Origin of the sequence: Aquamicrobium sp. NLF2-7 (genome assembly GCF_022359935.1) — a bacterium.
Lineage (GTDB): Bacteria > Pseudomonadota > Alphaproteobacteria > Rhizobiales > Rhizobiaceae > Mesorhizobium > Mesorhizobium lusatiense.
This window is the reverse complement of record NZ_JAKSED010000005.1, coordinates 56713-77053: the sequence shown is the minus strand read 5'-3', so window position 1 is coordinate 77053 and position 20341 is coordinate 56713. Positions and strand designations below refer to the sequence as shown.

Below are 20341 nucleotides of genomic sequence, written 5' to 3'. Positions count from 1 at the left end.
CTGACTCTGTGTTCTGTCTTACCGCTGTGACGTTCGCAGCACACGATCAACGTTGACGACATTCCCCTTCGCTTGAGGTGAGGCGATGCGATTTTCCCGCCGGGACGGGCTCGAGCCCGTCCCGGCGGGAAAATCGCGGCCGAGGAGAACAGGATGCCCCAGCTCTTCTTCACGGATCTTTCGACGCTGCGGCAGTCTGTTACGGTTGATGGCGTCGTCCACAGGCTGTCGGTGGATGAAGTCGCAGCCGCCGAGAAGCTGAACCTCGTGGACGGCATGCCGTTCATTCTTGGCGATGACGACAGCTACGATCACGACCTGAACCGGTTCTTTCGAGCTTGCCCCACGTTGGGGGTTCGTTCGCCCAACAGCTTGCGCGCCTATGGTTGGGATATCCTGATCTGGATGCGCTTTCTTGCCGAGCGCCGAGACAACAGAGCCCTCTGGGCGGCTGATCGGCACGATGTCGCAGCCTTCCATGCGGCGCGACGTCTGGCGCTTCCTCCGGCGCGCATCTCGGCCGCGAGCTGGAACCGGTCGGTAGCAGCGCTCGACAAGCTTTACCGATGGGCTCTTGAAGAGGGAATGATCGCCAAATCGCCTTTCACCTATCGGCAATCATGGCGACGGACGAACGGCGGCGGGGCCATAGCGGTCGCTGCCAATGTTGCCACCGAGCGCGGCGCACGGACACGCGATATCCGGTTCCTTTCCCTGGATCGGTATCTCCTGTTTCGCGAGATCGGCTTGCGTGGTCGTCTTCCAGACGGGAGCGAGGATCCCACCTGGCAGGGCCGCAACAGCGAGCGCAATGCGTTGTTCGCCGAATTGCTCGTCACGACGGGCCTGCGGCTCCAGGAAGCGGCAAGTCTGCTCTGGATCGAGTTCCCGAGGACGGAGCCGGTCGGTGCATTGAGGAGCCGATCTTTCCGACTGGCGCCGGCCATTGCCAAGGGTAGCAAGGGGCGCGAGATCCGCTTGCCCGAGCGCGTGCTGAAGCGTCTGCATGAATACGCGGCGTTGGAACGGACCAATGTCCTCATGCGCCTTTCGCAACCGCGCAATAGGTCAATCGAACATCCGATCCGTGTCGTCAGCCACGATCGGGGAAGGCTCCTTCTGGAAAAGGACACAGTTCGAGCCAGTGTCGACGTGCTGGCGCCGCGCGAACGCAGCCGCTTGGTATGGGCGGAAACATCCGAACCATTGTGTCTTTGGCTGGCGGAAGGGGCGCGGCCCATGCCCCCGGCCGCTTGGGAGGTGGTCTTCCGGAGGGCAAGCGTACGGTGCAGGCGGTTCGGGATCGACCTCGACGTCACTCCGCACATGATGCGCCACACCTTTGCGGTTCATATGCTGTCGCTGCTCGTGCGTGAACAGATCGGATGGGTACTCGACGAACGCCGATCCCATATCGGCGCGGCGTACCGCCGCTTGATTGGCGATCCTCTTCTGAAGTTGCAGCGTTTGCTGGGCCATAGCCGCATCGAAAGCACTCACATCTACCTGGATTGCATGGAAGAAAGCCAGGAAATGATCGACGCTGCGGTCGAGGCCTGGGAACTGCGCGTTAATGCTGGTGGACCCCTGTGATGAAACGCGGTCGTCGTGCCACCTTCCCAGTTGGAATCGAATTGTTCGACACTCAAGAGGAAAATCCGCAAAATCCGCTCGTCTTCGTCCTTCGGACGGAAGATGCCGGGAGGATCGACGTCAATCTGTCTTCCTGGCCGCTGACGGCGCTGACCCATGAGGTTGCGCCATTCCTGCAGGAGTATCTCCACCGGATGGGGCCGGCACCACTCTGGAAAACCGCAGGCACCTTTATCCGCCGTCTGCGGCGGTTCTGGCTGTTCCTGGAAGGGGCGTCGGTAAAACCTCGTCGTCTCGACGACTTAACTCCGGCGGTAATCAATGCCTATGAGGACTGGCTGGAGCAGAACGGCGGCGAGCGACCCAATCAGCGCAATGTGCTCGGTGCTCTGATCGGGGTGCTGCGCGTCGCCGCCGAGCTCAATCCTGAAAGGCTTCCGCCCGAAACACTGTTGCGCCTGAAATACATCGGTCACGGCGAGCACGGCGTCTCAAAGCCGCGCGATGCCTACAGTGGGAGGATTGCCTCGACGTTGCTGCAGGCAGCGATGCGCCAGATCATCGAGGCTCGCGACCGGATAGCGACGGGCGAGGCTCTGCCTCCCCCACTTCTGGATGTAGGCCGTGATCCAGAATTGCGCCGTCGCTATGACCTAGTGGTCGAACAGATTGTGACGGCGGGAGTAGTCGCCGGGGAAGGCGCGCTGTTCGACAATCTGCGCTACCACGCTCATAGATGCGGGCTCGAGCCGCCTCCGGTCGAGGAACTGCATGCCGGCTTCCATCTGACCCGGTACGATGTCGTCGGCTTCCTCGTCTGGCTGTCCTTGACGACCGGCATGGAGATCGAAGCGCTGCGTGGGCTTGAGGCTGACTGCTTGCGCAATCCCAACCGGGGTTATGTCGAGATCGAGTATCGAAAGCGGCGCGCGCATCATGCCCAGTGGAAGCGCTTGCGTGTCCGCGATGGCGGACGGGAGACGCCCGGAGCCGTCCTGCGGCTGGCGATCAAGCTGACGGAAAAGGCTCGGCAGCACACTGGATCGAGCAAGCTCTGGATCACCTGGAAGCCGGGGCGCCTGTCGTCGCCGAAAAAGCTGGGGACCTGCGTGGCCGCGTTTGTCGAGAAGTACGGAATCGTCGATGACGCCGGAAAATCGCTGGCGCTCAATCTCTCCAGGCTGCGCAAGACCCAGAAGGCTGACTGGTATAAGCGGACCGGAGGGCAGTTGGAGAACTTTGCCGTCGGCCACACGGTAGCGGTGGCGGCCAACCATTATGCCGACATCCCCGCCCTTCGGCATCTGCATGAGCAGACGATAGTCGAGGCACTGACCGACGCGATGGCGCCGGCTCTGCGACCTTGGATCGTTGTGCCCGCGGATGAAGCCCGGCTGCGAACCTCAGCCGACGCGACCGGGCTGCCGGTGCCGTCGGAAAAGATCGGCCCGCTCCTGGACGGAGAGCAGGATCTTTGGCTGGCGGCGTGCAGCAACTTCCGCGTCAGCCCTTTCGGTCGGGAAGGCGAAGCCTGTCCGACGCCGTTCTGGGGGTGCCTGGAATGCTCCAACGCGGTCATTACCGCACGGAAACTACCGGCGCTGATCGCGTTCCAGGCGTTCATGGACGAGCTGCGGGAGGCGTTGCCTTCTGGCGACTGGAACGAGAAATTCGATCGGCCATACCGCAGGATCACGGAGCAAATTCTGCCGATGTTCCCGTCCTCCGTCGTCGGAGGCGCACGGGTTGAGGCGGCAGAATCCTCGGCGCGGTTGCTCTATCTTCCGCCGGAGGCTTACGGCTCATGACCACTACCTCTCCTTTGAACGATGAGCGTGCCGTCTCACGCCTCAGGGTCGATGACGACATCGTTTTGGCTTCGATGCCTCTCAGGGATGGTACCGACCGAGCGGCGCTCTCGCGGTTCGGCGATGATGTCTGGGATATGGCGCCGGCGATGTTCAACATGGCCAGAAAGGCCTTTCGAACGGTCGACTTCGGCGTGATCCCCTGCGCGGCAGAGCGGTTGCTTGCGAAGGAATACATCTATGCCTGGATGAATGAACGGCGCGCCGACGGTGAGCCGCGGTTGCGGCCAGTCTCCGGCCATACTGCGCTTGCGACGCTGCGCCGGTTCCTGGACTTCGTGCGCTCGCGGATCGGCAAGCTCGATCTGGCAAACGTCGATCAGGATTTGATCGATGCATACGCGACCCATCACCGGGCGCGGCCGATCACGCCGGGGCGCGTGGGTGTGTGCCTCAGGCCCATCGTCCAGCTTCATCGCCTGGCGCCCTATCTGACGTGCGGTGGCATCACCTTCACCCCGTGGCGCGGCCGACCGGTCTATCGGGCAACCGGCCAGGGAACGCGCTGTTCGGAAAACCGGACCGCGCGCATCCCGGAGCCGGTCATCGGCGCAATGCTGCGATGGGCCTTGAAATATGTCGAGCACCTCTGCGACGACATCTTCACTGCCCGGGCTGAAGCCGATGCACTGAACAGCCGGTTCGCAGCACGCTCGCGCGCCCGCCACACGCGGCCCGCGGTAATGCTGGCCTCCTGGATCGACAAGCGTCGCGAGGAAGGAAGAGGCATTCCTGTCTGGGAAAGACCTCTTTCGATCGGGGGGCTGACCGGCAGATTGTCGCGGGGCGGCAGGTTTGATGGCGAGGTCATCAATCTGAAGCTCCTGACGATGCAATGCGGGCTGCATCTCACCACCGTCCACAAAGATCCGGCCCTGTTGTCGATGGTTCATGATGCTGTCGACGAGCTTGGGTTCGAGGTGGGCGGGATGGACACGCCGATCTCCCCGGATCCCGACACGGGGCGACCGTGGCGGGAGCGCTTCGATGCCATCAGCCTGGCGCGGGAAGAACGGCACCTGCAGACGGCCGCCTATATCGTGTGTTGCTATCTGACGGGCATGCGCGACGGTGAGGTGCAGTCGCTGCGATCCGGCTGCCTGAAACGGAATCTCGACCGGGACGGGCGAACAGAAAGGCTGGCGATCGAGGGCGTGACCTGGAAGGATCGCGGCGCTCGCGGCGAACAGGTCGAATGGATCACCATCGAGGCCGCCGTCCAGGCGATCCGGGTTGCCGAGCGTCTTTCGGAACGATTCCGCCGGAATGCGGGGACAGAGCGGCTATGGCTTGCCCTTGACGACCGCGAGACGAACAATGCCGAGACGCCGATACTCATCGCCAAGAAGATCAACCAATTCCGAGAACATCTCGATGAGCGATATGGCGCGGACGATAGTCCTGTGATCCCCCGAGTGGGAGAAGACGTCTGGCGCTTCAACACCCGTCAGTTCAGGCGAACGCTGGCCTGGTACATCGCGAACCGGCCCTTCGGGGTTGTCGCCGGCAAAATCCAGTACAAGCACGCCTCCGTGGCCATGTTCAACGGCTATGCCGGCTCGTCCGCATCCGGCTTCAGGCAGGAGGTCGAACAGGAACTGGCGCTCGGACAACTCGACGACATCATCGACTACTTCGAAAACCATCGACGCGGTCACGGTCCAGGCGGACCCGCCGGTAAGCGCGTCGGCGTGGAACTGGAGCGGGTCGGCCGCGAACTCGGCCCGCTTCCGGGGCAACTGGCCGATCGCAAGCGCCTGAAGGCGATGCTGGCGCATCTGGCGCGCACGCTGCATGTCGGATATCTGAACGACTGCTTCTTCGACCCATTGACGGCGCTCTGCCTGCGGGAGTCTGAGAAACCTTCAGCCTCGGTGCCGGTCCTGTCGCGATGCGCGCCCGACCGATGTCCCAACGCCTGCCTCGTCGAGCGACATCTCCCGCCATGGGAAGCCTCCATTGCACAGGCGGAGGATCTTCTCGCCGACAAGCGTCTCTCCCCGCTGCAACGCGAAGCGCTGCGCCTGGACAACGACAGAAAACGCAGGCTCATCGCGCCGTTGAAGGAACGCACATCATGAAGCCGGTCAGTGCAGCCACGGAACAGGCGCTTCGTGAGGCGATGGCGCGCCTCCTTTATGGGTGCCCCCGCGTGGCTGATGGCAGGCTGACGGTTGTGAATCTGGCCATCGAGGCAGGTGTCAGTCGCGCGACCGCGAACCGCGCTTCCGAGGTGCTGGAAGCCTTCCGCCATGCAGTTGCCGAGTCGAGAGCCCGGCGCAACGCGACGGATCGGCCGGCGGGGACGGCCCGGGCCGAACAGGAGCGGCGCGCCGTCGAAACCGTGCTCGCCCAGCATCGTCAAGTCCGCGCGCTGTGCCAGCTTATGGAACGGCGGCGCGATAACCGCACCGCCGACGTCATACCGATCATCGGCAGGAAACGCCCTTGACGCCGATTGTGCTCACCCGGCGCAGCAGGAGAGTTTGGCGATGTCCTTGCCGAACGAAAGTGCTGCGAGCTTCAGCCCCTCGACCGTGGTGAGGTAAGGAAAGATCGTGTCCGCGAGGTCATCGACGGTGAGACCCTGGCGGATCGCGAGAGCCGCGGTCTGAATGCTGTCGGCACCTTCCGGCGCGAGGATGTGGGCGCCGAGCAAACGACCGCCAGCAGCATCGGCCACGAGCTTGATAAGCCCACGAGTGTCGCGGGCGGCGAGTGCGCGCGGCACCTGATCGAGACCGATCGTCGAAACGCGGATCTCATGCCCGGCCGCACGCGCCGCCGCCTCGGTGAGACCTACGCTTGCGACCTGCGGATCGGTGAAGACGATAGCGGGCATGGCGCTGTTATCGTAGCGCAGGCTGTCGCCATTGAGGGCGTTCTTGGCGGCGAGCTTGGCGCCATAGGCGGCCATGTAGACGAACTGGTCGCGGCCGGTGACGTCGCCGGCGGCATAGACGCCAGCCTTGGTCGTGCGCATGCGGTCGTCGACCACGATGCCGCCCTTCGCCGAGACGGTGATCCCGTGCTCGGCCAGCCCAAGGCCTTCGATGTTGGGCGTGCGGCCCGTGGTGATCAGCACCTGATCGGCGTCGATCTGGACATCGTGACCGTCACGCGTGACGGTCAGTGACGCTCGGCCCTCGGTTTTGCGGATCGCGCGGTAAGCGATGCCGGAGATAACGGTGATGCCTTCATCCTCGAAATACCCCGTGAGCGCCGCGCCGATCTCGGGCTCGGCCTCGGGGAGCAGTCGGGACCGGCAGACGAGGGTCACCTTGACGCCGGCACGGGCGAACATCTGGGCGAGCTCCGCGCCGATATAACCGCCGCCGATCACCAGCAGCGATCGCGGCAGTTCCTCGAGGTCGAGCGCCGTCGTACTGGTGAGATACGGTACGGTCTCGAGGCCAGGAATAGCAGGAACTGCCGGCCGCGCGCCGGTTGCGATAATGATCTTGCCAGCGGCAATACGCGCGCCGTCAACTTCGACACCGCCGTCGAGGAGGCGAGCCGGCCCGTCGCGATAGGCGATACCATTGTACGCGGGGAGCAGGTCCGCGTATTTGGCCTGGCGCAGCCCAGACACGAGCGTGTCCTTCTGACGAACGGTTCCGCGCCAGTCTGTCAGTTCGGCTTCAGCAGTAATGCCGGCAAAACGTGCCGCCACGCGAGCGTTATGAAGCGTCTCGGCCGCGCGGATCAGGGTCTTCGACGGCACGCAGCCGACATTGACGCAGGTGCCGCCGATGGTGCCACTGCCGATGAGCGCCACCTGTGCGCCCTGATCGGCGGCCGTGATCGAGGCCGAGAAGCCGGCCGAGCCGGCGCCGATGACGACGAGATCGTAAGCGCCTCCATTGCGACCGTTTGTGCGCAAGGGTCGGTTGGCGACCACCAGGCTCTTCGACGCCACATCGAGACCAGCGAGGCTCGGCCCGAACAGAGCACGGCCGGCTTCCAGTCCTTCCTCGATCGACAGCCGGGAACCTGGCTCGTCGGTGGAACGTTCGTCGCGCCAGGCGGAAAGATGCTCGTCCGAGCAGAAAAAAGCGGTCGTCGCGCAGAGCGAGCTCGCGGCGCAGCCGCCTTCATAACGGACGCTCTGCCACATGACGGCCGACTGTGGCTCGACGTCGGCGAGTGCCCGCCCTCGGTCCTGCGTGGTGATCCGGATCAGTGCGCCGCAATGGCCGCAGGGCGAGGCGATCGCGGTGTCGCGATCGGTCATGGCACCGATGCCCAGCGCGTCGACCGCGCACATTGCATTCAGCGTGCGTCCGTCCAGAGTGACCCGATGGCCGGTGTTATGATCGCTGAACGGATAGGCGCCGACGATCAGCTCGCCATCGAGAACGACGAGGTCGCGCCGGCGGAGCTCGTCGAGCAGTGGCCGGATGACCATCTCACTGAGTTTTGTACGCTCCGCAAGCGCGCTTATGGTCGGGGCACCCCCGTGGTCGGCGTAGAGTCGGAGCAACGCAACACGCACCCTGTCGGTGGCGGGATCGTAACCGCTCCAGCGATTGAGCACGTGGTCGGACCCGACCATCGCCTGCAGAGCGTTCTTGACCACAGGTGACGTGACCGCCGACCAATCCGGAAACGTTACGCCCGGTCGAACGGCAAAGCTCGCCAGTGTCGCGGGCTGAGAAACGGCCGGGTTGTCCCGGGAGGAGGTTGCACAGCAATCGTTCATGGCTTCACGCCTTCCTTGCGAATCTTCGTCTCATAGGCCGTGGCTCTTGCCCGGCGATGATGGGGCCCCCACGCGCCGAAGCCGAAGCCCGCGACGATCAGGGGAAGCACCACTGCACCCACACCTGTCAGCCACGTGCCAAGACCCGCCAGAGACAGGCCGACGGCGAGGAGCGGCGCCGCGCAGCAGATCGCGGCGAGGACGGCGCCAACGGCACCTGCGCGGATTACGGCGCGATCAGTCATCTAGCTGCCTTGCTGCGTCGGGTGGGCCGGATAACCAGCATTCATGCTGGCGGCTGCGATGGCATCGGTGCTCGTCTTAGCGTCGTCGAAGGTCACGGTCGCGGACTTCGCCTCGAAGGAGACGGTCACCTTCGCGACACCGGGGATTGCCGCCATCGTGGTCTTCACGATGTAGGGGCACGAGGCGCAGGTCATGTTGTCGACGGCAAACGTCACAGTGCGTTCGGCGGCGAAGGCGGCAGGCGCAGTCATCACCGACGCGATCAAAGTGAAAGCGCTCAAACTCTTCCTCATGGGGTAGTCTCCTCTTGGTGTCAGGCGGAAAGCAGCAGCGGCGCGACGTAGTCGAAGGCGAAAGCAGCGGCGACGAGTACGGTCGCGAACCAGAGCGCGATCTGAACGAGGCGGCTGGGGACGGCGCGCGTGCAGGCAGCCCCATCGGCACAGGCCTGTCGCGGCTTCCAGTAGACAAGGTAGAAGCCGTAGCCGAGCATGCCCGCCGTTGCGGCGACAAACAGTGGCTTGTAGGGCGCAAGCGCCGTCAGATTGCCGATCCAGGCGCCGCCGATGCCGAGGCTGAACAGGACGAGCGGAATGATGCAACAGGACGAGGCGGCGATGGCGCCGAGTATGCCGCCGACGGCGACCAGGCGCTGTCGCCCGGCCTCGCTTCGCTCTGGCGTCGTCAGGTTTGCCGCAGTCGGTGCAACGTCTGCTGGTCCGTGTCGGGATGCATTCATGTTCGACCTCGCTCTTCTTGTCGAAAACCTATCCAGGCGCTAATGTGCGGTCTGTAGCAACTACAGGGTCAAGGGGTATTTTTGGATGCGCGATCACGCTGGCGTGAAAGGCCTCAAGCGCGCCGAACTCGCACAGCGCACAGGGTGCAATCTGGAGACGGTCCGCTATTACGAGAAGGTCGGCCTCCTGCCGGAGCCGCCGCGCACGGCGAGCGGCTATCGCAGCTACGACAGCACCCACGAGCGACGGCTTCGCTTCGTCTTGCGGGCGCGCGAGCTCGGCTTCTCCCTCGATGAAGTCCGTGAACTGCTGCGCCTCGTCGACGAGCGCGACCAGCCCTGCGCCGAGGCAAGCGCCGTTGCCGCCGCGCATCTCGACGACGTGCGTGAAAAGATCGCCGACCTGAAACGCATGGAGCGAGTGCTGAAGGACGTGGTGGCCCAATGCACAGAAGGCAATCGGCGGGAATGTCCGCTGATCGAGACGCTGTTCCGGGAGCCGGCGAGCTCAGCGAAATGCCAGTGAGACAGCTTGACTGTTCAGATAAACGCCGTACTCATTGTCGGATCGGAAGAGGATCACGGTGGTCATAAGGGTGCGGGCGAGGTTCCAGGCGTGCTTTTGGGCGAGTTCGAGGTTGTGCGACATTTGAGGGCTCCATCTTGGGAGCGGGCCAATTCCCGCTCGATGGCTCCTCGAAAGGCCCGGCCCCGGGCGCGATCACCGCGTCAGGCGAAGCCAGAGCGGCCGCACGCTTTGCGTAGCGGACCCCTTGCGGGTTGATCGTGGCAGATCCGGGGGCGGGTCAGGACGCCATCACAAGAGAGCGGGATTTGCCGGCTTCCGGTGGCCGCCTATGTGCCGACCGCCCAGCCCAAAGGCAGGAGAATGACGATGCTGGGATCAAAGACCACGGCATAGGGGCAGGATCAGCTATGGGAGCGACCTCAACCTGGATCAATATCGCGGTCAGGGTCAGCCGGCGCGTGCGTCGCCGGCCAGCCTCGGTGTCCAGTCTTCAACCCTTCCGGTTTCCAGTCGCCGCCGCGCATGGCGTCTCCAGCCCTCGGCCAGCTGTGGCAGCTCGGCAAGCGCCTCGAGTTCGGAGCGATTGAGCGTGTCGACATAAAACACCCGCCATATGCGGCTGATGGTCCAGGCCGGTGCGGAACGGTGAATGCGTTCGAGCCGACTATCGGGCGCGATTTGACCCGGCTCCAGCACCCGATAATACCAACCGGTGCGACCGCTGGCCTGGACGCGCCGCGCCATATCCGGTTGAGCGAAGCGTTCATTGAGTTTCCAGCAGGGCTGTCGGCCCTGGCTCACCTCGATGACGGCGCTGCCGATGGCGAAGACGTCGCCGACGGCCACGTCATCTTCCAATAATCCAGCTGTGGCGAGGTTTTCGCCAAAGGCGCCGGCCGCGCCGAGAACATCGCGCTGGCCAATATCCGCAACCCAGGCGGGATAGTGATCGAGCGCGTAGTGATGAAGGGCTTTTTCGGCGCCACCGTGATGCCGAGTGTCGCCCTGCGCGTCACCGGCAAGGCCCAGCAGGCCGAGCATCAAAGGCCGGTCGATTGGCGACTTGGCGATCCCGCTCGGAATGCCCCGCGGTCCAAGGGGACGGACATCTCCGACGAGCAGAGCCTGCAATGGAATGCCCGTCATGATGGAGTCCCTGTGCTCGCCAGTGCCATGGCGATCCGGGCGCCCACGACGAGATCCTCCTCGACGCCGAACGTCTCGTGGAGGATCGCTCCATCGTGCCCGATCAGTACAGAGGACGGGGTGCCGCGAAACCCATAGCGTCGCATGGTGACCGGAATGGGAGATTGTTCATCCGACATATCGACGCCGACCGGGGAGACGATGCGATATTCATGCAGGAACGCTCGCAACGTCACCGGCGACATGGCATCATGATGCTCGAATACCGTGTGAAGCCCGATGATTTGCAGGTCGGAGCCTGAAAAGACACGTTCGATGCGTTGCACCTGCGGGATGGATTGCGCAACGCAGCCTGGACACAGAAGCTGGAAGGCGTGCAGCAACACCACGCGACCGCGCAGACCCGCAAGGGTCAGTGGTTCTGCCGTGTTCAACCAGGCGCTGACAGCGAGTTCGGGGGCGGGCGACGGAGTGAGCATCAGCGTTGGTCCTTTTCGGAAGCCGGGGGCCAGGTCAGCATGTACGTCGGGGCCGGTTATCACGCCCCGTACCACATCCTGAGAACGTCACCGACTGGTCCAAGAGCAGCCTTGTTGCGTCGGTCGGCTCGATGAGGATATTTTTGCCCATGTTTCTTCTCTTCATGCCTGGAGGGGTGAAACTGCCGGTTCGTCGATGGCAGTCGACGAACCGGCCCTTCTTTCGATGGCCGCAGACAATTCCGATCAATGGGCGGGTGCAACCTTGCCCGGAAGACTGAGATCCCCCGAGGCGACCTTGAACACGTTGTCGACGCACAAGAGCGGCGCGTGCAGGTTTGCGTTGACCTTGAGGCCGGCGGTGACACCGTCAAACGAGGCATCGGCGATGCCACCGATCAGTGCAACGGGAATGCTCACTTCCACCGTGTCCCCCGTGAAGGTTGTGGGATAATCCGGGCTGTCGATCAGCAGCGGCACGTTGGGCCAGGTCGGTGGCACCTTTGGCGTCGTGCCCTCGGGAATATCGTGAACCTTGAGGCCGCCGGGGCAGGCGGCGTCCTCTCCCAGCACCACCCAGTGGGGGTGCCAGACATGGCGGTTTTCTCCGCCATAGGCGGCGTCGTCGAAATCGGGATGGAAGGTGACGGCGAGCGCCACGATTCCCTGACTGGCGTCGAACCCGATATCGCCGCTGTCGAGACTGGTCGGCCAGACATAGGCATAGACGCTCGAGCCTTCGAACTTTCCGGTGGCGTCGGGCTTGTCGACCCCCGCTTCACCACGCACCCTTGTGGTGAAAATGGCGGTATCGCCATGGGTGACGATACTGGTTTCAATGATGTCGAACGAGGCCAGCACGGCGTCGGATGGCCGGCTCGTCACGGTGTTCTCATGGGCGTGGGCCGGCACGGCCGACATTGCGCCGAGCAGCGCCGCCGGCAGAAGTATTCGGTGCATGTGTTCGTCTCCTTCTTCATTCGCCTGGAGGGTGGTGATCCTTCTGAAATGCGCCCCAAGTGGCAGCCCGGGCGGAAGGATCGGCGGTTTCGTGGTCGCGGCAGTCGATCCGCAGATCCTGCTGGCCGAAGGCCGCGTCGACGAAATTGCAATGATGCGGCTGCGCCGCATCGGCATGCGCATAGGGCCGGAAATACCGGCAACTCACACACATGCGCTGAATGGGAATGGTGCCCTGTTCCTGAAGCTGGCGGATAACGGACACGAGCTGCACGAGAAGTTGCTCCTGATCATCATCATTAAGGGCGGAGGTAGCCCGATCCACAGCGCCGGCAGTCTCATGGCCGGCCCGGACCACAGCCCTGCCCGCACTGGTGATGACGATGCGGACGGCGCGGCCATCGGCGGGATCGGCGCGCTTTTCGATCAGCGCCTTACGCTCGAGCGCGAGGATAGAATCGGTAGCAGTCGGTTGGGATACCCCCAGATGCAAGGACAGGTCCTTGACTGTCCATCCGCGATGACGGCCGTCCAATAGACGCAGGATCGCCAACTGCGTCGGAGTGACACCGGCCGTGCGCGCACGTACCCAATCGTCCGCCCTCAATGCCATGGCGATCCGCTCAAGGCCTTCAGCAATGCGCGCATGTACCGGCGGTGCAACGAAAGGAGGTTCCATAATTTATTTACATAGGATTCCTATATATCGTCAATGCACTTTTTAACGAGGCGACGGGCGGAGCCGAGGCCCCGCCCGAAGCGGCTCAGCCAAATGCTGACATCTGGAGCTCGGCCGCCTTGCGATCGACGGCCTGGCCAGGGTTCTCGACGGCCCGCTCGAAGGGCTTCCACTTCTCGCCGATGACATGTTCGTAGGCAGCAACTGCACCTTCTGCCGCCATGCGCAGGGCATGGGCCTGGAGCGCCATATCGGCGGCGAATTCCCGCTTGCGCTGCGCGGCGCTGTCGAACCCCACGGGTCCACCGATGTCTTCGTCGCGGTCGTCGCATGCGGCCTTTGCTGTGGCGTCGCGCGCTTCGGTCACCGCCCGGCTGTAAAACTGGCCCGCACCATAGGCGGAACCGACGAATGATCCGACAATGCGCTGCATGTGGATCTGCATGGCCCGTTCGCCAAGGCCTTCGTCGAGCGCCGAAGCCGTTTCGATGATGAGTTTTTCGTGGAGGTCGCGGATACCGTCGCTGTCGAGAACCGGGAGGCCAAAGCTTTCCGAGATGAGGGAAGCCTGAGCCGCATCGGGGCAGGCGAGCCGGATCATTTCGAGGGTGGTTCCTTTACGGAGAGGAACAATGCGGGCGCTCGGGCGGGAATTGGCTTTCTTGGTCATGGTATGTCCTTTCCTTCTGTTCCCGAAGCTCGAACCGGCTCCGTGCCGGCCCTCCCTCGGGCGCGGAACAAAAGAACCGGCGGAATGACGGGCGCTTCAAGGTCCGGTCGGGCCGAAGTCGAGCATGGCAGGTTTGCGGCCAAGCAGGGCTCTCGAGCCTGGCGCGGGACGCGGGCCTGCCATGTCGAGACCGGCTCGATCCGGCCGCAACGCGGCGCGGCACGCGGCCTTGAAGTGAACGGCCGCCGGTTCAGGACCGCAGCCAGACCGAGGGAGGTCCGGCACGGCCTCGATATCGACACGGAAAAGGAGCGACAGGCGGTGGTGACCAATTGCCTGATCCTGCGCACTTGTTTTGATTCATCGACGTCAGAGCCATCGACATCCAAACGGCCGCCCACCTGACGGGCATCTCAGCCGCATCGAAGGTCATCGACTTCTCTCTCACCATCGATGAAGACGCCGCGCCGATGCCGGTTTCAATCCAATAATGCGGCACCGCCGTGCAGGACACCGGCAGACAGTCAGCCCCACGGTTTCACAGCGCTGATACTGCGCACCGATTCGGGTACGAGGAGTTGGCTCAGCCGTCAGGCCGGCTGGCTTGACCGCGATAAGATTTCCGGACGCCACTGTGCGATAATCGCTTCGATCTCGGCACGATGTTCGGTCGGATACGTCGCGTTGCTTTGGCGTGCAAGCCAGGAAAAGACCGTTGCCATATCGGTGGCGATCCTGGTGTCGACAGCGAAGAGATCGGTAATGTCAGACCCGCCCAGGCTTTCGGCGTTCCATCACGCCAGGAGGAAATTGGCGACCCGGCGCGCTTGGTGGGTGTCGCTCTGAGCCAGCGTCAGGAGTCTCCGCAAAGCTGCCCAGGTCAGCTCGTCCATGTCCATTCCTCCGACGGTTTCGATCAAACTATCTCAACATCGGTCCGATTGCACGGTTTACTCGCTTTGGACCTTCGCACATCTCAAGAACGCCAGCAGCCAATGCAGCGCGTTCGCGATCGACGTGGAGATCCGCCGCGCGGTGCCCCGACGGACGCCGGCACCAGCGTCCGGCTGGCGCCTGGCAGGTGGGACAGGGCACACGCGTCACCGGATGATCCGGCCATGTTCGGTTGCACCGATTGCAGCTGAACCTCATGTTCTGACTGCAGCGGTCTGCTCTCGGCGGTAGACTTCCAATAGAGCATCGAGCGCTTCGGCTGGCGTGTCGAAGCCCATGACGCCGCAATCGTCGTAAAAGAAATGGCCGGGACGAAGCGTTACGATGATGCCATTGCCGATGTCTCGCTCGTCGTCCAATGCTCGAAAAGCGGATGAGCAGGGCGGAGACGTGCCGTACGTTTCACGATCTTGCCTCCCCCTCACCATCGGGAACGGCTCCTTCGGTAGAGGAAAGAGCCTCCTCGTAATGAGCGAGCGCAAGCACGATGCGTTCGCAGTCGACATCGAACTGTGCGATGCGGGTCCGCGAGCCTCCAACCAAGGTCCCGATATGCCGCTCTTTGCCAGGAGCCATGTAGAAGAGGTTCCGTCGCGTGCTGTCCACCGTCGAGGTTGCGACGTAGTGGCCTGCGGAAAGATCGCCCGGTTTGCTCATCGCACTTCAGCCCGCCTGTCGGAGAGAACGGCATCGGCACGCGTGATCGCGGCCAGCGCTCGCGGCAGCCAGCCTTCGCACTCATCACCAGAAAGACCCAGCGACTGTGCCCTTTCCTTGAGAAGCGCAAGCAACTCGCCGAACATACCGGCCTTGCGCTGCACGGTCTCATCGAAGCAATCGGGGACGCGGATCGTCGGACCGGAATACGCCGCCGGGCTCATCCAAACGCCTGTGATATAGGTTTCGCCGACGGTCTCATAGTCGCAATTGTCGCTGTCCCAGTCCTCATCCTGGAGGGCGAGGCGACAAGCTGCTTCGCGGCTCGGAGCCTCAAAAGTGCGCTGGCGATAACAGGGAAGACGATAGGTGGTTTCGATCGTATAGAGCGGCATCCTGCCCTCCTTTGATAGTGACGGGACGGCATCCTGGAAATCAGGCCGCCAGTTCCCGGACAGGATCCAGCCGCGCGATCAGCATCGCGATGGCGCGGTCCTGGCGCGCGAGCTTGCGCGACAGGGCATCAATTTCGGGCTGGCGTTCGGCAGTGAGTGCGGCCAGGTTTGATCGATATCGCTCGAGGAACCCGGAGGGTTCGGGCGCTCTTCCATGCCGATAACCGGAATGCTTGCGACCGAGGGTGGGGATCAGCGAAGCCATGCGCCGCCAGATCTGGCGCTCGACTATATCGAGCTGGTGTTGAGTCTGCCGGCGAGCTTCTTCCATGCACAACAGCCGCCGCTGCAGTTCCAGAGGGAAAGCCATCAGGGTGCCCTCCTTTGCCAGCCGATGAAACTGGACGGGCCGTCATAAACCGCGTGCCGAGCGGGATCGATCACGAAACCGAACCGGCCCATCTTGTAGTCTGCCTCCGGCACGAGAAAACGGCGTTCCTCAGCCGCCTCCCCGCGCCGCCCGCCCATTGTGGCGACGACCTCCACGAAACCTTTCTTTTGCTCCGAGCTGATGGCGGAGATCACGATCCAGTCGGCGGCATGCTGAACCTCAAAGGCACGTTGATCTTTGGTGCGGGAGTCACCAGGAGCCAGGGTATTGCCAGTCAGCTCCTCCCACGCATCAGGCCAGGAGTCCTTAATTGTGCGCTCGGCGTGACGGCGCTCATATGCGGTGAAGAGATGCGGAAATGTGAACGAGACGATCGCCCACTCGGCATCTTCTTCGTACCAGCCGCCAGCGGAGCGCAGCATGGGATGCACCTCGCGGTTCCGCTCTGCCGAAAGCTTGAAACCACCATGCCCCGCCGTCGAGTGAGCGGTTACGCCCTCGGCGTAGAGTGTCGCTCCCTGCGAAAGCCCCCATGGCGTGTTGGCGGACGAAAAGATGTCCTTCCGGCCGAGGGCGCGTTTTTCCCGCTGGTGCTCGGCGTTTTCCTGGACCTTCAGATGGAATGCCGCTTCATCAGCCAGTTCGCCGGAATGGCCATAAAAATCCGAGCGCATCCATTCCCGGATCGGACGGCCAATGCGCCAGCCGCTGGCAAGGAAGTATTTGCCTTCGCGGCCCGGGACCATGGCGAAGGCGGTCTCACCGACCAGCGCCACCAAAAGCCCGTCGGCGCTGCGGCCAAACAAAACCCCTGGCGAACCGGGGGTAGCATCAGGTTTGGCGCTCGAGGAAGAGTGAACGCTCATGCCACCCTCCCCTCGACAACATCGGCGGCGACCGCGTCCGCTGTAACGTCGTCCAGCACGGCATTGGGATAGCCATGGCGCGAAAGCCATTCCTCGGCCGCCGCGCGGTGCGGTGCGAGATGCACGAGTTCGGCATTGTCACCGGCCCGGTCGAAGACGCGAACAGAGCCGGGTACGGGCCGTTCCACCACGGTAAATTGCAGCGTGGTGTCTACCGAGAAGCTGCGATGAACGCGGATTGCGATGACCCCGCCAGACCCGAAATCTGCCTCATGCAACGTAAAGCCCGCCGGCGGCGAGTAGGTCGGACGGCTCCGCGGGGGTTCTTTCCGGATCAACCGGCCTTTGCTGTTGTTGTTCCTCCAGGCGGCGAGTTTCCTGGTGAACCGTTCGGGGGGACGCGGGGTTCCGTCGCTCCAGGCAACGATGGATCCGATGGGAGCGTCTTCAAAGATCGAGTGTGCGGACATGATGTCCTCCGGATATTGAAGGGAAAACGAAGCCGCCGCCGGTGGTAAACCGGCGGCAGCGGTACGAAGGAAAAAGAAACAGGTGCGGCTATTCGGCGGCTTCGCGGAAACCTTCTTCGTAGTCATCAGCATTGTGGCCATGAACCGGCTCGCCGCTGGTATCGTCTTCGAGCGCAGCGTGCTCGGACGCGCCCTCGTCCTCGGGCTCTTCCGCGACTTCGTTCTTCCTGAGCCAGGCCGAGAGCTTTTCCGGATCGGGTGCAAACAGCGCTGCCTGATGAACGAAGCGTTCCGCCTGGAAATGCTCGACGAGAGCTGCCCGCGTGTCCTTCACCCGCTGGCGCGGCAGGATCGACGTGCCCTTGCACGAGGCTTCCAGAGCCGGACGCGAGAGGCACGACAGGAATTCGTCCGTGCCCATATTCGGCAAGAAGTTGTCGGCGCCGATGATATTTCCGGCGACCCGGGCGACGACGCCGCTGTCCGATCGGTTTTCGCGACACGACAGGACGTCAACCAGCAGGGAGCGCACGGCGATCCGCAGCGTCTCCATGTCGAATTCGAGCTTGCCATCCTGATCGAAGAGGCGCGCGGCATGTTCACCAAGACCAACGGCACCGTAAAAGGAGACGTCACGCTTTCCAGACGCGACGGAAACGTTCTGGCCGGCAAAAGCCAGAACCAGCAGCGCCATCAGCGTGTCGTCCTCGATCGGGGCGCGAGACAGCGCCTCGTGCAAGGCGTCAGTGCGCAGGTCGCCAATCATCTCCATGCCCTTCCGGGTGACGTCGGGTCGGGTGTTGACGATCGGTGCACCATCATCGGAGCCGGGATGCGCATCCTTCCCGCCCCTGGGCTTTTTGGCTTCGGGCATGCGGTAAGCCACCGACTGCACCTTGCCGTCGCGGTCGAGATACATCGCGGTGTGGTCAGATTTGCTCGCTTTGCCGTAGACACGCTCGGCTTTGGGGGGCAGCTTCGGCTCGCCCCATTGGCCGGCCTCCACAATGGACCCTCGTTTGGGCAGATTAGCCGTCATCCACTCCTGCTGAGCTCCGAGAAACGCCTCGACGTCGGTCGTATAGCGGCTGTCCTCATCTGCCGGCGCGAAAAGGTCTTCCACCCAGGCGATGCCATAGGCCTGCGCCAGGTCATCGTCGAAGCTCGCATCGCGGGCATACATGCGCGTTTTCTGAAGGCCCTGCGCAACGCTCCACCACGATACCTGCGGGTCGGCCTTCGAAGGCTTGTGTTTTTTCCAGACCTCTTTCTGCTCATCGAGGGCCGCCGATGCGATGGTTCGCAATTGCCCCTCATTGGGCATGTCGCCTTTGGCCATGTGATCGAGCATGGCAGGCAGCACATTGGCGAGCAGGCGCAGCTTTCTGATCTGGCGGATCGGCAGAGCGAGCGCGACGGCAATCGCCTCTTCGGTCCAGCCAAGAGCGACGAGCCGTTCGATAGCGCGCCACTGGTCGACAGGATTGAGGTTCTCGCGAGCGATATTCTCGACCATCGAGCGCAGGGCGCCGCCGTCCTCGGCGGGCTCGCCGACCAGAACCGCGATCTCTTCCAGACCCGCGACGATCGCCTGCCTGATACGGCGATGGCCAGAGTGGATGACATAACCATTGCCGCCATCAGTCTGTGGCGCCACGACCGGCGGCTGCACAATGCCAACGGCCCGGATCGTCGCCAGCAACAGCGCGTCCGATTGCGGACTCGATTTGGTGCGGCGGGCCCTGTCGGGATTCTCCACGAGCGAACGCGGATCAATCAGCTTGATTTCCATGGGGATGCTCCTCTTGACGAACCGGCACCGCGCCGGTCCTTTTTCGTCTTCTTCTCGAAGACATCCCCCGGCCCGCGGAGCGGGCAGGCCGGGGCAATTGCGGGCGAGCATCCCTGCCCGGCTGGCCGAGCGGGGCTTAAAGCCCTGCGCAGGACGACGGGCCGGGATCGCGATGGCGGCGATTGAGCACCAGCGTCAGCGGCCTACCCGCTCTGCGAGCGGGCTTGCTTCTTCCGTTTCCTCCCAGCCTCTCTCTATTCCATCTTGAATGCCGATCATTCTGACGCTATATTGCGTCATATTGGATGTGCGGAATTGGAGGTAAGCGCCATGGGACTTGCCCAATATGCTGACGATGGTCTTTTTTCGCCACGCAAGATCGCTGCCGCTTTGCGGACGACGAGCGAGGAAATTGCGCGGACGGCCGGACTTGGCAAGGATGCGATCCAGCGCAAGGATCGTATCAGCTCGGACAAGACACAGCGTCGGCTGCGCGAGATGACCGAGATCGTCAATAAGGTCGAGCCCCGGTTTGGCTCGGCACTGATGGCTTACGCATGGTATCGATCCGAACCTCTGCCGGGTTTTTCGGGCATGACCGCCATGCAGCTGGTCCGTGACGGCCGTGCCGACGAGGTGCTCGATTATATTGACGCGGTCGACGCCGGCGTGCACGCATAGGCCACGGGTGCGATACGAGGGACAACTCTACCGGGCGCTCAACCCGATCTTCGCCAGCGAGCCGATGTCGGGCCGCGGCGCGCAGCTCTATGGCGGACGCTTCAATCGCAAGGGAACGCCAGCGCTCTATATGTCCTTGTCCGTCATGACGGCACTGCGCGAAGCCAATCAGGCCGGCAGCCTGCAACCCACAACGCTGGTTTGCTATGACGCGAGCATAAAAAACGTGTTCGACTGCCGTGACGAGGCGGCGATGCGGGCTGAAGGAATGACGATGCCGGCGCTGAGCGATTCAACCTGGCGCGATCAGATGAAGACAAGTGGCGAGGCAGTCACGCAGGCTTTTGCCCGACGGCTTGCAGCAGCCGGCTATCATGGTCTGTTGGTTCGCAGCTTTGCTGCGGGTGCAACGGCTGACGATCTCAACCTCGTCCTATGGCAATGGAGCAGCTCCGCGCCCTGCCGCCTGACCCTGATCGATGACGAAAACAGGCTTTCGCGATAACACCCAAAAAGGCTGGCGT

General features: G+C 63.1%; 24 protein-coding genes. 7 read left to right on the top strand and 17 right to left on the bottom strand.

Annotated features, from left to right (window positions below; translation table 11 throughout):
• Positions 1–153: 153 nt before the first annotated feature.
• Genes MIC97_RS21475 through MIC97_RS21460 form a run of 4 tightly spaced genes read left to right on the top strand, consistent with a single transcriptional unit; the run spans position 154 to position 5913 of the window.
• The gene (locus tag MIC97_RS21475) at positions 154–1593 is read left to right on the top strand and encodes a tyrosine-type recombinase/integrase (protein WP_012092607.1); all 1440 of its coding nucleotides are present in this window, start codon (positions 154–156) and stop codon (positions 1591–1593) included.
• Entirely contained in the window at positions 1593–3401 is a 1809-nt protein-coding gene (locus tag MIC97_RS21470; RefSeq protein ID WP_012092606.1) for a hypothetical protein, read from the top strand. The genes MIC97_RS21475 and MIC97_RS21470 overlap by 1 nt, the downstream gene beginning before the upstream one ends.
• Positions 3398–5542, top strand: coding sequence for a hypothetical protein (locus MIC97_RS21465; RefSeq protein WP_015647726.1), 2145 nt, complete (start codon positions 3398–3400; stop codon positions 5540–5542). The genes MIC97_RS21470 and MIC97_RS21465 overlap by 4 nt, the downstream gene beginning before the upstream one ends.
• Positions 5539–5913: a hypothetical protein gene (locus MIC97_RS21460; RefSeq protein WP_012092604.1), complete on the top strand. Its 375-nt coding sequence runs from the start codon at positions 5539–5541 to the stop codon at positions 5911–5913. The genes MIC97_RS21465 and MIC97_RS21460 overlap by 4 nt, the downstream gene beginning before the upstream one ends.
• A gap of 12 nt (positions 5914–5925) precedes the next feature.
• Here MIC97_RS21460 and merBA read toward each other — a convergent pair whose 3' ends face one another.
• The 4 genes from merBA to MIC97_RS21440 are packed head-to-tail and all read right to left on the bottom strand — an operon-like array spanning position 5926 to position 9148.
• The gene (merBA, locus tag MIC97_RS21455) at positions 5926–8163 is read right to left on the bottom strand and encodes a bifunctional organomercurial lyase/mercury(II) reductase MerBA (protein WP_239801969.1); all 2238 of its coding nucleotides are present in this window, start codon (positions 8161–8163) and stop codon (positions 5926–5928) included.
• Positions 8160–8408 (bottom strand): hypothetical protein, encoded by a 249-nt coding sequence (locus MIC97_RS21450; protein ID WP_012092602.1) that lies wholly within the window; start codon positions 8406–8408, stop codon positions 8160–8162. The genes merBA and MIC97_RS21450 overlap by 4 nt, the downstream gene beginning before the upstream one ends.
• On the bottom strand, positions 8409–8702 hold the full coding sequence (locus tag MIC97_RS21445; protein WP_012092601.1) for a cation transporter: 294 nt from the start codon (positions 8700–8702) through the stop codon (positions 8409–8411).
• Between the two features lie 20 nt (positions 8703–8722).
• Positions 8723–9148 (bottom strand): mercuric transporter MerT family protein, encoded by a 426-nt coding sequence (locus MIC97_RS21440; protein ID WP_012092600.1) that lies wholly within the window; start codon positions 9146–9148, stop codon positions 8723–8725.
• Positions 9149–9233: 85 nt separating this feature from the next.
• On the opposite strand from MIC97_RS21440, the gene MIC97_RS21435 reads away from it, so the two are divergent.
• On the top strand, positions 9234–9674 hold the full coding sequence (locus tag MIC97_RS21435) for a helix-turn-helix domain-containing protein (protein WP_012092599.1): 441 nt from the start codon (positions 9234–9236) through the stop codon (positions 9672–9674).
• Here MIC97_RS21435 and MIC97_RS21430 read toward each other — a convergent pair.
• The 13 genes from MIC97_RS21430 to MIC97_RS21365 all read right to left on the bottom strand — a co-directional run bounded on the left by MIC97_RS21430 (position 9657) and on the right by MIC97_RS21365 (position 19136).
• On the bottom strand, positions 9657–9797 hold the full coding sequence (locus tag MIC97_RS21430; protein WP_239802062.1) for a hypothetical protein: 141 nt from the start codon (positions 9795–9797) through the stop codon (positions 9657–9659). The two genes, MIC97_RS21435 and MIC97_RS21430, sit on opposite strands and share 18 nt — an antisense overlap.
• A 327-nt stretch (positions 9798–10124) precedes the next feature.
• The gene (locus MIC97_RS21425; protein WP_239801968.1) at positions 10125–10823 is read right to left on the bottom strand and encodes an MOSC domain-containing protein; all 699 of its coding nucleotides are present in this window, start codon (positions 10821–10823) and stop codon (positions 10125–10127) included.
• Positions 10820–11302, bottom strand: coding sequence for a TlpA family protein disulfide reductase (locus MIC97_RS21420; protein ID WP_239801967.1), 483 nt, complete (start codon positions 11300–11302; stop codon positions 10820–10822). The genes MIC97_RS21425 and MIC97_RS21420 overlap by 4 nt, the downstream gene beginning before the upstream one ends.
• A 246-nt stretch (positions 11303–11548) precedes the next feature.
• On the bottom strand, positions 11549–12262 hold the full coding sequence (locus MIC97_RS21415; RefSeq protein ID WP_239801966.1) for a hypothetical protein: 714 nt from the start codon (positions 12260–12262) through the stop codon (positions 11549–11551).
• A 16-nt stretch (positions 12263–12278) separates the two neighbouring features.
• Positions 12279–12875: a MarR family transcriptional regulator gene (locus MIC97_RS21410; protein WP_239801965.1), complete on the bottom strand. Its 597-nt coding sequence runs from the start codon at positions 12873–12875 to the stop codon at positions 12279–12281.
• A 151-nt stretch (positions 12876–13026) separates the two neighbouring features.
• Positions 13027–13611, bottom strand: coding sequence for a hypothetical protein (locus MIC97_RS21405; protein ID WP_239801964.1), 585 nt, complete (start codon positions 13609–13611; stop codon positions 13027–13029).
• A 1148-nt stretch (positions 13612–14759) separates the two neighbouring features.
• Positions 14760–14924, bottom strand: coding sequence for a hypothetical protein (locus MIC97_RS21395; protein WP_239801963.1), 165 nt, complete (start codon positions 14922–14924; stop codon positions 14760–14762).
• 43 nt (positions 14925–14967) lie between these two features.
• Positions 14968–15141 (bottom strand): hypothetical protein, encoded by a 174-nt coding sequence (locus MIC97_RS21390; RefSeq protein WP_239801962.1) that lies wholly within the window; start codon positions 15139–15141, stop codon positions 14968–14970.
• Positions 15142–15218: 77 nt separating this feature from the next.
• Positions 15219–15617 carry a hypothetical protein gene (locus MIC97_RS21385; RefSeq protein ID WP_239801961.1) on the bottom strand — a complete coding sequence of 133 codons (399 nt, stop codon included), beginning with the start codon at positions 15615–15617 and terminating at the stop codon, positions 15219–15221.
• A gap of 40 nt (positions 15618–15657) precedes the next feature.
• The gene (locus tag MIC97_RS21380; protein WP_239801960.1) at positions 15658–15987 is read right to left on the bottom strand and encodes a hypothetical protein; all 330 of its coding nucleotides are present in this window, start codon (positions 15985–15987) and stop codon (positions 15658–15660) included.
• Complete coding sequence (locus tag MIC97_RS21375) at positions 15987–16874, bottom strand: hypothetical protein (protein WP_239801959.1); 888 nt, start codon at positions 16872–16874, stop codon at positions 15987–15989. Before MIC97_RS21375 ends, MIC97_RS21380 begins: the two co-directional genes overlap by 1 nt.
• The gene (locus MIC97_RS21370; RefSeq protein WP_239802058.1) at positions 16871–17344 is read right to left on the bottom strand and encodes a hypothetical protein; all 474 of its coding nucleotides are present in this window, start codon (positions 17342–17344) and stop codon (positions 16871–16873) included. Before MIC97_RS21370 ends, MIC97_RS21375 begins: the two co-directional genes overlap by 4 nt.
• An 88-nt stretch (positions 17345–17432) precedes the next feature.
• Complete coding sequence (locus MIC97_RS21365) at positions 17433–19136, bottom strand: ParB/RepB/Spo0J family partition protein (RefSeq protein WP_239801958.1); 1704 nt, start codon at positions 19134–19136, stop codon at positions 17433–17435.
• A gap of 330 nt (positions 19137–19466) precedes the next feature.
• On the opposite strand from MIC97_RS21365, the gene MIC97_RS21360 reads away from it, so the two are divergent.
• The gene (locus MIC97_RS21360; protein WP_239801957.1) at positions 19467–19817 is read left to right on the top strand and encodes an antitoxin Xre/MbcA/ParS toxin-binding domain-containing protein; all 351 of its coding nucleotides are present in this window, start codon (positions 19467–19469) and stop codon (positions 19815–19817) included.
• 7 nt (positions 19818–19824) lie between these two features.
• The gene (locus MIC97_RS21355; RefSeq protein ID WP_239801956.1) at positions 19825–20322 is read left to right on the top strand and encodes an RES family NAD+ phosphorylase; all 498 of its coding nucleotides are present in this window, start codon (positions 19825–19827) and stop codon (positions 20320–20322) included.
• Positions 20323–20341: the final 19 nt, after the last annotated feature.